This window comes from uncultured Aquimarina sp. (assembly GCF_947492115.1).
Lineage (GTDB): Bacteria > Bacteroidota > Bacteroidia > Flavobacteriales > Flavobacteriaceae > Aquimarina.
This window is the reverse complement of record NZ_CANLMM010000003.1, coordinates 320848-333910: the sequence shown is the minus strand read 5'-3', so window position 1 is coordinate 333910 and position 13063 is coordinate 320848. Positions and strand designations below refer to the sequence as shown.

Below are 13063 nucleotides of genomic sequence, written 5' to 3'. Positions count from 1 at the left end.
AATATGAAGAAGTTATTAAAATTTATAACAGTACTGATAATCGGTTTGATTACCATTATTAGCTGCCAAAATGATGATGTTGATACTGATGTTCCAAGCCAACGAGTAATTTTTACTTCAGAGCAAAGTCAGGCGAATCAAATTAGAGTAAATACAGATCTAACATTTGGTGATGTCTCTACTGGCGTAGTTTCAAGAACCTGGACCTTTCCAGAAGGTGTGGCTAATGTTACCCAATCAAATAGTGATGTTGTAAAAGCAACATTTACGCAAGTTGGAGAACACAACGTTACTTTAAATCAAGTTTTTGAAGAAGATGCTTTTGTTGATGGTGAGCTGAGAGGGCGTGAATTAGATACTACTATTGTGGTAACCGTAATAGAACCAATTGCTATAGATCTAAAGGCTAATTATATTAATCCTGATGGTACTCTGGGAGCTGCACTAACGATAAGCGATAATGCCGAAAATGAGGTGATTGCTAGTAGGGCTGTTCGTTATACTTTTGACCTTGTAGGAGAACCTTTAAACATCGATTGGACAATAGACGGCGGAGATCCAGAAACAGCTACTGGAACTAATCAAGTAGATGTTATCTATAAACGTTTAGGAACTTATGGAATTAATGTAGATGCAAATACCAATAGACCGGCAGGGCAAGCTATAGCTGCTTTTTCGAACTTAGTAAAAGTTATACCTTCTACAGATCCTGTTACTTTGGATGGAGTTCAAGGAAAAAGAGATGGAACCTTGGCATTAGAATTTAGTAGAGAAATGGATGAAGCTACCGTTGTAAGTGATCAATTCTCTATCAACGTAGAAAATAATGGAACTCCGATCTCCGCAACCATACAAAGTGTTCAAGTGAACCCTGCAGAAAGAAATATTTTATTAGTTTCTTTAAGCGGAGACCAAATCTACATTGATGACACAGTATCTGTTTCCTATACTGCAGGATCATTATTCACTACAGATGGAGTTCAGGCAGATAGTTTTATGGATGTACCAATGGATTCTTTTGAACAAGGAGAAAACTTATTAGAATCCACAACAATTGACTATAGTTTTGAAAATTCTGCTGATGATGCAAATTGGCCCTATCAATTCTGGGGTGGAAAATGGGAATTGTATGATTTCTCAATTGATTTTTCCAGAGCGCGAACAGGTACAAGAAGTGGAGTTGTTGATATGCAGGCAAATGGAGGTATGATCATTGCACATACAGCTGGAAAATTACCAATAGAATCTGGTAAAACATATGAAATTGGTGTTTGGGTATTTGTAGAAAATGTTGGAAATACTCCAGCTGGATCTAACAATCCTGATCTCAGAATTTATTTAAGACCTTCACCTGACTTCGGAACAGGTCCAAATCCAGAATTTAGTGCTTCGTTCACAACAGGAGAATGGGTATATAGCTCCATTTTAGTAACTGGAAATGCATCGGAAGAAAAGGAATTACTGATAAGAGGAGACAATGAGTTTAACAATATGCCTATTAAAATTTATATGGATGATTTATTTGTAAGCGAGGTTGAACTTAGACCATAATATATTAGCCAATTTTTATTTTCATTTATTACCAAAGTAATATCTGAAATAAGAGAGAAAGAGCGCAGGGTTATTCTAAACAGTTGTTTTTAGTTATAAACAGTTTAGGCCTCTTTCTCTTTTTTTAACATTTTCCTTTTGTCTACTATAATTGCCATTTAATTTAAAGTTTTATCGAAAATGAACAGAAAAATAAGTTTACGTAACCTTTCGGGATTGATCATATTTTTTCTTTGTTGTATCCTTGCTTGTAGTAACGATGATAACATTCTTCCAGAAAACAATTCAGATGATCCTGACGAGGAAGTTGAAGAAGAAGAAGAGGAATTAGGTTCAATAGCTGTTTTATCTGATTGCTTATTCGGAGATACCAATTTATTTGACACTCCAGTACATAATGCTGTAGAAGAAACTTCTTTAGTTGATAATGGAATGGAAAACTGGCAAAAGGTAGAAGTATTATCTGATGAATTTGATTATATAGGAGGGAAACAATCTCCAGAATTTCAGAGCAAATGGCGTCTGGGATATGTAAACAATTTTCAACCTTTACCAACCATATGGACTGGTGATCAAGTATCATTTGAAGACGACACTGCCAATCCAGGAAATCGAATACTAATTTTACAGGCTATAATTGATGAGACAGGAAATGAAAAAAGACTACGTTGTGGTATGATTTCATCAAAAGAAACAAGTACCTATCCGCTCTATCAAGAAGCAAAAGTAAAAATAAGCAACTCTCAATTAGCTAATGCTGTTTGGATGATCAGTAAGGAAACACAAATAGAAGAGATCGATAACGTAGAGGCATATGGACCGCGAATAAGAATAGATGGTCAGGAATGTGATCGACCATACTTCGCGGATAGAATACATCTTAGTCACCACACATTTAGACAAACTGAGACTGAAAGGTTTGATTATCAACCACAAAAACATACTTGGATGTCTAGAAAAAAAGATAATAACGATTGCTCTAGAGATAATGATGTAGTTTGGAGTGAGCAGTTTCATATTTTTGGAGTTAAATGGGAAAGTCCTACTAAATTAGTCTACTTTATAGATGGAAAAAAAGTAAAAACTGTGAATGGTTTGAGAGAAGAAGATGCTATAGATCCAAGAGGATATACTACTTGTGGAGATGGTCTTACTAGAGAGATGCATATGCTGATAAGTCAGGCTTCACAACCGTGGCGATATGGAAGTGTTGATGCCTTTTGGAACAGTAATGACATAAAATCTGGCCCTAATACTAAAATGATGGTGGATTGGATCAGAGTCTATACACCAAATGGTCAATTGAATAAGCAAACTTGTAATTAACACCTAATTTATTAAAAATCTATACCCGAAAAACCAATGAAAATAAAGAATCGAACCTACATCAAATTACAAACAACTTTATTTTTAATACTATTTTTAATTCCCTTTTTTACAATACAAGCACAATCAAAGGATCTTTATTCTTACATAGCATACAACAAATTAAAAGATAGAATTTGTTTTGCAATGTACACCGTTCATGAAAATAAGCTCAAACTAACCGCACAGTTTTATCCTATAAAAAACTATGAGCCTTTTGAAGCTTCTTTAGAAATAAAAAAAAATGGTGAATGGTTAGAAATAGCCAAAACAGACATAATTTATCCAGGATATACAGCTCCGTTTAGTATAGAAAACTGGGATGACTCTAGAGAGATTCCATATCGTGTTGTTTACAATGAAAAAGCAACTTATGAAGGTATTATAAGAAAAAACCCTATTGATAAAGACGAATTTGTAATGGGAGTACTTTCATGTAATTCTTCATTTGCTAATCATGGGGGTGACATTTCTCGAAATGACATTGTAGAGAATTTTAAAAAGATTAAACCAGATTTATTGTTTTTTGCTGGTGATCAAGTATATGAACATAGCGAACATCTTGTTCATTGGTTGAAGTTCGGCCGAGATTTTGGAGATATTATCCGAAACACTCCGACTATCTGTATAACAGACGATCATGATATCGGCCAAGGTAATATTTGGGGACAAGGAGGTATCAAATCTGATTCTAGAAGAGGTGTTCACGGAGGTTATTATATGCCTATAGAATATATAAAAGAAGTAGAGCGAGCACAAACAAGCCACTTGCCAGATCCTTATGATCCAACTCCTATCGATAGAGGAATTGGTGTGTATTACACGGATTTAAAATGGGGAGGAATAAGTTTTGCAATTTTAGAAGATCGTAAATTCAAATCTGGCTTAACCGAGGTAACCAATCAAAATCCAGATATCTTTAAAAATGGTCCAGCCGAAACCTTATTTCGAAAAGATATTAATGTTAAAAAATTAGATGTCCATGGTGCCACTTTATTAGGAAAAAGACAATTGGAGTTTTTAGAAAATTGGACTACTGATTGGAAAGACAGTGAAATGAAAGCTGTCCTTTCTCAAACGATATTTGCTCAAGTAAGCAACTATACTGGTAAATCTACGAATGAAGTTACTCAAGATTTTGATAGTAATGCTTGGCCTCAATCACCTAGAAATAAGGCATTGTCTGTTATTCGAAAAAGCTTTTCTCCCATGATAGCAGGAGACCAACACTTAGCTTCTTTTGTACAACACGGTATTGATGATTGGGGAGATGCTGGCTTCTCTTTTGCTACTCCAGCAATAGCAAATCTATGGTTACGTTGGTGGAAACCTTCGGAACAAGCTAGAATTGATAAAGTTATCGATAACTCTCCTAGCTATACAGGTAAATTTCTGGATGGTTTTGGAAATAAAATGACCGTCATGGCTGTTGCCAATCCTACAGAAGATGAAATTAATAAAGGTAAACTATTATCTACTAGAGCTGCAGGTATAGGAATTGTAAAATTCAATAAACCAAATAGAACAATCACATTTGAATGTTGGGAGAGAAATGTGGATATTACAGACCCAAATAGCAAACAATATTTTGGATGGCCTATAACCATTTCTCAAACTGATAACTTTAAGATTAAAAATGGCTTTGAACTTCCAACACTATTACTCAATAAAGAAAATCAAGTTGTTTCCATCAGAGACAGCTACACTAAGGAATTAATTTCCTCAATTAGAGTAAAAGGTGAAACGTATCAACCAAAAGTTTTGAAAAAAGGTGAATATGACGTTGAGATAGGTGAAGGCAACCTAAAAAAGATCATTTACAAGATTTTATCTAGAAAAAAGAATAAAGAAAAACTACAAGTTAAATAAAATGAAAATTCAGAGTAATCTTAGTAGTATGAAGATGTAAAAAATTAAGAAAAAGTATATTATCACGCTTTTTTATATATGCGAAAGTATTATGCTTTTGTTTTACAAAAGTAGATTTCTTCTTACTTACTACTTGCTCTTGTTTAAGCTTTAATAGATATTCTTTCGATATATTAAATTAACATCCATAGGATTACTTTGTAACACCCCTCTTTATCAATAAAATTTCAAGTAATAAATTAGAAATAAAAACCTTATAAAATTTGTAATACACAGTCCGTATTATTAAATTTTTATGAAAAAAGCATTCGAATTACTCTTTTTAAATTTTCATATAATAACAACATTTTTTACGATGTTTTAATATTAATTATTCTTTAAAAAAGTTAAAAAAATATTGTATTCACATTCGTTTATTCATTAATTCTTCATTTTGTCGAATATTAATCCAGTTCAATTAAGGAATATTATCGTTTTGTACAGTTTTTGTCTACGCTTTTTTTAAGCCTTTTATCGCTAAGAACTTATAATTTTAGTATTGTTTTTACAAAGCATGGATTAGGGATAAATTTCATATGAATTATCCTCGCTTAGGTTTTTTCTACCAAAGTTTTTATAATCGATAATTATCGATTAAAGAATCAATTTTCTAGAATGGTTAAACTAAAAAATTCTATGGAATATTGGATATAAAATATGTGAGTGCTAACATATTCTGCTAGTCAAGAAACTTTTAACTCTTATAATAATGCCACTCGAATTGTTTTGTCTAATTAATCACTATTACCTTATGTAAACTAAAACACAAACTCAACCAACATTACTCTTTTCAATTAATACTTAAAACCTATTTTCTACGAACCTTATACTTTATAGAAGTACACTTTTAATTGCTTGATGAAAAGCAATTGACATTAGATTTACCGATCACAATTATGTTCATCACCAAAACTTTGAACATGTACAATTTGATGTGATTATTGAAACATAACAAAACTCAACACATAAGAACAAAGTATTTCAATCGATTAGTTCTTGATTCAATATATCTCATCTTTTTTAAAAGTATATACACTTTTAACAGGGAGATCTATTGTCAAAATTTAAAACCTAATTAGAAAAACTCCGAACCACACACATATATTTTTAAACTAAATTTTATTAATCATGAAAAAAATCAATTTCATTATTGTAATGAGCCTTTTTATGCTATTTCCTATAGCAAACAGGGCTCAAAACGTCGAAGTAGATGTCAATGTAGACATTAAACACTCTGTAAACGGGGTCTCCGATTTCGGTAGAGAAAGACACATTACCATCCATTCAAATTTATATGAAGGTGACTGGAATGGAGAACTGGATAAAGCAAAATACCTAATCGATGATCTGGATGTCTATTTTGGCAGAGACAACGGAACCTCATCCTTCCTATTTGGATTTTCACCTGCCGATACAGAAAGACCTAACAAACACGATAGAGATAGCTTAACCAATATGTTAGAATTTTGGAGAGGCTTCTTTGAAGATCGATTGGTAGATGAAAATCGTGTTCAATTTAAAGATAAAATCCAAAGTATGATTATGGGAACTAATCCTCATCCTACGTATCCTACACTATCCTATGGTCATCCTAGCGGTTCTGTTTGGGGTAGAGAAAACGGATCGATTTGGATTCCTCAGGATATCGAAACTTCAGCCGAATGGGTAGTACAGTATATGGATGAATTTTTTACCCAAAATGCAGGTAATGAGATGCCGATGCCTAAATATTGGGAAGTCGTTAATGAACCTGATTTTGTACTAAATACTGGACAATTTATGATGTCTAGTTGGGAAGACATCTTTGAGTATCATAATCTCGTTGCCAAAGGTGTGAAGGAAAAACTGGGAAGCAGAGCTCCAAAAATAGGTGGTATGACATGGGGACTTCATGACCTGTTCAATGGTGATGGTTTTTCACGTTTTCAAACTGTTGATTATGTAAATGGTTTTTACGGCAATACTCCAGCTGATGAAATAGCAAAAGCCTATGCCAGAAGCCAAGTAGACAAACCTTCTTTTTATATTGATAGAAATCAACCTTGGTTTCAGTGGGATGTGCTATGGAAAGGCTTTATGGATACGGCAGGAGATAATATGGATTTTTACGCTGTACACTTATATGATTGGCCTACGTACGATGCTACTGGCGGAACCACTCGAAGAGGTGGTCATGTAGAAGCCACATTAGAAATGTTGGAATGGTATGATGTATCAAAAAACGGGGTTAACAATAGAAAACCAGTAGTTATATCAGAGTATGGAGGTGTAAATAATGCATGGGATTTTAAACCTCATGATACAAGATACGACTGGGAAATTATGAAACCTTTCAGTTCCATGTTGATGCAGTTCTTAGAAAGGCCTGATTATGTAGAACTATCCATGCCGTTCACTCCGATCAAAGCGCAGTGGGGAGATACGGATTCAAACGGAGATGGTATTCCAGAATATTTTTATCAATATAAAATGCTTAGAGATGATGACCGTGATGGAAATTGGGAATGGAGTGATTATATCAAGTGGTTCGAACTTTGGTCTGAAGTAAAAGGAACTAGAGTAGATACAAAGTCGACTGATCCAGACATTCAAGTAGATGCATATATAGATGGTGATGATGTCTACTTAATTCTAAATAATCTAGAACCTGTGGCCAAGAGTATAAATCTTAATTTCTTTGGAAACGCACCTAACCTTCAAAATGTAACCACAAAACATTTATACTTATCTGGTGTAAGAGATATACGATTGGATAGTAGTTCGGATAATGTTGCTCCCAACACGATACAGTTGGCTGCTGATGGAACTATGATATTAAAATATACTTATTCAAGTAACATCAATATAAATGAAGACTCTATAGAAAGAAAATTTTATGGAGCTGCCGTTAGTAATAATGAACGAATCCAGATACAACCAGGTGATAATAATTTCTTTGTAAATGGTGTCTCTGTTCCACAAAATCCAGATCAAGCAGAAGCAATGTTAAAAGTTACTGCCAATCTTTTTAATGACGATGATAATGATCCTGCCAGCTTTTTAAGTATCGATAAATTCGTTTTTAATGGCGTTGAAGTCGAAACTCCAATTGACTGGAGAGGAGGAAACCAAAATAGAAGCAGATGGTTTGGAACTCTTGAAATTCCAGTTCCAGCCAATTTAATCCAACAAAACAATACTATTACATTAGATTTTCGTCATGTAGGAGAGGTTTGTGTTGTGAACCTAGTAACATGGGAATTTACCAAAAAACCTGGAAGGTCAGATGAAGGACCAGGAAGTCCTGATCCTATAGCAGTAACTGGTGTTGCTGTTTCACCAACATCTATAACCTTAGATCAAGGTAATACTACAACACTTACAGCAACAGTAACTCCTACTAATGCTACCGATAAAACAGTTACTTGGTCTTCTAGTAATCCTTCTGTTGCTTCCGTTTCTAGCAATGGCTTAGTAACAGCCTTAGCAATGGGTTCTGCAATTATAACAGCAACTACAGTAGATGGTAGTTTTACTGCTACTAGTACTATCACTATTAATGACACCTCTATTCCTCCTTCTGGAGATCAAATCATTATTGAAGCTGAAGACTTTATCACCACTGGTGGCACCTTTAATGATGCATCTGCTGGTGGACCTGGACTTGGAGTAAATGCTACTACTAATAATATCAACTACGTAAATAGTGGAGATTATGCAGAATATAATATCAACGTTGGAAATCCTGGTGCTTACAGAATCGATTATCAAATATCTACACCTTCTGATAATGCACAAATACAATTGCTTATTGATGGAACGGTAGTAGCTACAGATAATGTACCTAACAATGGACAATGGGATGATTACAACGCATTAGTATCATCTAGTACGATCTCTAATCTAACCGCTGGTGTACATACAGTTCGTGTGGTAGCATCTGGATCGAATCCGTGGCAATGGAACTTAGATAGAATTACACTGACTAGAATAACAGGAAACATACAAGTAGATGGAGGAACCATAACGGGTGGTCCTTTTGTATTTACTGTAGGCGACGGAATTGAGGATAATGTATCTGGAATTACACTTACAGGAAATTCAGGAACTAATTCACAATGGGTGGTAACCGATGACCAACAAAATATATTAGGACTACCTCCTACTCCTGAAGCTGTAAACTTCGATGAAGCTGGAGATGGATCTTGTTTTATCTATCACCTAAGCTATGAAAATGGAATTAATGGATTAAGTGCTGGAGCTAATCTATCTGGACTTTCTGGAAACTTCGACCTTTCTAACAGTATGGAAGTGATCAGAAACTCAGTAACACCTCCTAACTCATCCTTGATCATAGAAGCTGAAGATTTTATCGCTACTGGGGGTACTTTTGATGATGCTTTTGCTGGAGGACCAGGTTTAGGAGTGAACAGAACCTCTTCTAATATTAATTATGTAAATAACGGTGACTGGGCAGAATATACCATTAACGTTACAACAGCTGCAACGTATAATATCGAATATTTGATCTCCACGCCTTCCAGTGGAGCACAAATTCAATTATTAGTAGATGGAACTCTTGCCGCTACATCAAATGTACCTTCCAATGGAGCCTGGGATAACTTTACTTCTCTTGTGGATGGAACAGTAACTTTAGCAACAGGAACACATACCATTAGAATACAAGCATCAAGTAATACAACATGGCAGTGGAATCTGGATAAAATTATATTATCTACTGATAATGCTAATCGCATTAATCCTGATACTACAACCAAGCCCATAGCACCAAAGGTATACCTATTCCCTAACCCCGCTACTGGTAGTGTATTTATCCAAGGATTATCTCAGGAAAAACAACACAACATCAGAATTTATGATATCAAAGGAGCTACTTATGTAGACCAAAAATTAAACGAAAATCATATCATAGACATACAAAGTTTACCTCAAGGTATTTATTTCTTAACCATAGTAAATCCTAAAGATGGAAACAGAACCCTAAAACTGATTAAAAAGTAAAATCCAAACTACCGATTGAAATGTAAATACTATTTCAATCAGTAGTTTTAAATGATATTTTTTGCTTCGTACATAAGAAAATTACAAGGTGATTTTACAAATACAAGAATGACCATTTTATATCTAGTTTTATTTAGTTTCTAACGGATTTTGTTCAGTTTTTGTCTATCTCTTTTAACATGGATTGACAAGGGTTTCTTTTATTCTTGTAGTGATATTTTATACTGAAAAAACCCTTTGTTAAAATTAAATTTTCAATGATAGGGATAGCTATAAATTATCTAGCAAGTCAGTGATTTTTTTCCTACACTTTCCCACCCACTTTTAGGTAATTATAAATCACAAATATTAATGTAGAACCAAATTTTGGATAAATTCCAAGCTGGATTGTGGTACGTTTTAACCAAATCCTCTAAAGTTTATTTCAAAAAGATTTCTACGAACCTAAATATCATTTAAAACCTATTAACTAAACAGTAATTTATTGTAAACCATGAACTTTCTAACACACTTTACAAATAACTCATTTGTAAAAAATCAAACTCAACTATTATTTTTATTCTTTTTATGTACTATTTCTTCCATCGCACAGGATTGGAATGGGATACCTGTACCTGCCAATGCAGGACAAGGAAATGTTTGGGAGCTTCAGCCAGCTCCATCAGATGATTTTAATTATACCTTTAACGAAACCAATCAATTATCTAACTTCGGGAATAACAAATGGTATAACTTTTATCATAATGGCTGGGATGGTCCAGGTACCACCTACTGGAAATATAATCATGTATCCGTGGATGGTAATGATTTAATACTAAGGGCATCTCGTTGGAATCGCACTGGCGGTGACCTTCCTATTACAGGGCTTCCTGATAAAATGGGACGCCCTAATGACGGAGTAAGTTCAGGATGTATCACGGGTAATACACGTGTTAAATTTCCAGTTTTTGTAGAAGCAAGTGTAAGTGTTGCCGATATTGTACTAGCATCTGATGTTTGGCTTTTAAGCCCTGATGATACACAGGAAATCGATATCATCGAATGCTACGGAGGTGATGAGCAAGGAAATGAATTCTTCTCCGAATTTATTCATCTAAGTCATCATTCGTTTATTCGAAATCCATTTACAGATTATCAACCAAGAGACTTTAATAGTTGGTGGAGTCAATCAGATGTTTCTGTTTGGGGAGAGCACCACTGGAATAATGGAAACAGAAGATATGTTCGCATTGGTGTGAATTGGATAAGTCCATTTCATTTTGAGTATTATATAGACGGTAACCTAGTACGTGTACTATATGATAAAGCAGTTGCTACTAATAGAAATGGCACCTGGACATATGCATACCCAACGATGACAAATGGCCAGCTGGATTTTGATGCTACAGGCTTCCAACAAATGACGGAATTTGCAACAGGAACTTCTTATTCTTTTCAAACTCTACAACAAGCCAGTAATACATCTTCTGTAAGTATTATTGACCCATTTAATTTTCAAGGAGGTAATGGATTTACCAAAGAAATGGATATTATTATCAATGTAGAATCCCAAGACTGGCATGTATTAGCCAATCGTACACCTACTGATGCAGATCTAAGTGACCCTGCTAAAAACACCATGAAAGTAGATTGGATACGCGTATATAAACCCGTTGGAGGAGGTACAAATGTACCTGTAACTGGAGTAAATGTAACACCTGCCAATCTTACGCTGGTAGCTGGAACTACAGGAAATTTAACTGGAGCAGTAACCCCTGCAAATGCAACTACTAAAACCATGACATTTACCTCTAGTAATACGTCTGTGGCAACGGTAACACAAAGCGGTGTTGTTACAGCAGTTTCCGCTGGTATGGCAACCATTACTGTAAATACAACAGATGGTAATTTTACAGATACTGCTACCATAACTGTAACAGAAGGTTCTACCGGAGATGGACAAACACCATTTGGCGGTAGCCCTCATCCTATACCAGGAACTATCAACTCCGTTGATTTTGACAATGGAGGTCAAGGAATAGCATATAATGATTCAGGATCTGGTAATAACGGAACCGGACCAAGACAGAATACCGATGTAGATACCGAGTTTAGAACTCCTGCTGGTAATATCGGATGGATTTCTAATGGAGAATGGTTAGAATATACTGTTAATGTAGCTACCGCAGGAACTTACACTATTGATGCTCAAGTAGCTTCTATAAATAATAATGGAGCCTTTCATATAGAATTTAATGGTAATGATGTTACTGGACTACAATCTGTAGGTTCAACTGGAAATTGGGGCTCTTTTGTAAACAAAACAATATCAAATGTATCTCTTCCTGCCGGTCAACAGATAATGAGAGTATTTATGGACCGTGGACGTTTTAATTTAGGATCCATGAATTTTACAGCTACTGGTGGTGGCACTAGTAATTTAATCATAGAAGCAGAAGATTTTACTGGTACTGGTGGAACCTATGACGATACTTCTGTAGGTGGTCCAGGATTAGGAGTTAATAGAAGAGCTACTACCATCAATTATGTTAATAATGGTGATTGGGCAGAGTATGCCGTTACTATTCCTACTACAGGATTCTACAATATTGAATATCTGATTTCCACACCATCCAACGGAGCACAAATTCAGTTATTGGCAGATAATGTTCTGGCATCTACCACTAATGTTCCTAACAATGGATCTTGGGAAAGCTATGAATCATTAAATGGTGGTGTTGTAAATCTTACAGCAGGACAACACACTATAAGAATATTAGCGTCAAGCAATACTCCTTGGCAATGGAATTTAGACAAAATCATACTTACTAGAGATGTTAATAGAAGCAATGATGAAGAACTAACCAAAGAATTTGATAGGCTTGAAATGTATCCAAACCCATCATCGGGAGAAGTATTTCTAGATGGTTTAGATGCTGAATTAGAATATCACATTCGTATATATGATATCAAAGGAACCACACATATGAATACGCCTTTGAATCAAAATCATACTATTAATATTGAGAATTTATCTAAAGGAATCTATTTCTTATCTATAAAACATCCTAGAAAAGAGACTAAAACACTAAGATTGATTAGAAACTAATTAACTTCTAATATACCAAAATTTGCCTCAATCCCGTTTCGATGATAAAGTTGTATAACAACATCGAAACGGGTTTTTATTTTAAAATAAATGTATTTTTTACATTTAAAAAATGTAATTTTGAAATCATTAAAAGTAAGTCAACATTTT

5 protein-coding genes are annotated in these 13063 nt (G+C 34.6%); all 5 read left to right on the top strand.

Annotated elements, in window-relative coordinates; genetic code table 11:
• Window positions 1-3 precede the first annotated feature (3 nt).
• The 5 genes from Q1A73_RS10995 to Q1A73_RS10975 all read left to right on the top strand — a co-directional run bounded on the left by Q1A73_RS10995 (window position 4) and on the right by Q1A73_RS10975 (window position 12913).
• Window positions 4-1551, top strand: a complete 1548-nt coding sequence (locus tag Q1A73_RS10995) for a hypothetical protein (protein WP_299605306.1) — start codon at window positions 4-6, stop codon at window positions 1549-1551.
• Between the two features lie 180 nt (window positions 1552-1731).
• Window positions 1732-2877, top strand: a complete 1146-nt coding sequence (locus Q1A73_RS10990; RefSeq protein ID WP_299605302.1) for a family 16 glycosylhydrolase — start codon at window positions 1732-1734, stop codon at window positions 2875-2877.
• 36 nt (window positions 2878-2913) lie between these two features.
• Window positions 2914-4785, top strand: a complete 1872-nt coding sequence (locus Q1A73_RS10985) for an alkaline phosphatase D family protein (protein ID WP_299605299.1) — start codon at window positions 2914-2916, stop codon at window positions 4783-4785.
• Window positions 4786-5952: 1167 nt separating this feature from the next.
• On the top strand, window positions 5953-9825 hold the full coding sequence (locus Q1A73_RS10980; RefSeq protein WP_299605297.1) for a carbohydrate-binding protein: 3873 nt from the start codon (window positions 5953-5955) through the stop codon (window positions 9823-9825).
• Window positions 9826-10318: 493 nt separating this feature from the next.
• Window positions 10319-12913, top strand: a complete 2595-nt coding sequence (locus Q1A73_RS10975; RefSeq protein ID WP_299605295.1) for a carbohydrate-binding protein — start codon at window positions 10319-10321, stop codon at window positions 12911-12913.
• The last annotated feature ends 150 nt before the right edge of the window (window positions 12914-13063 follow it).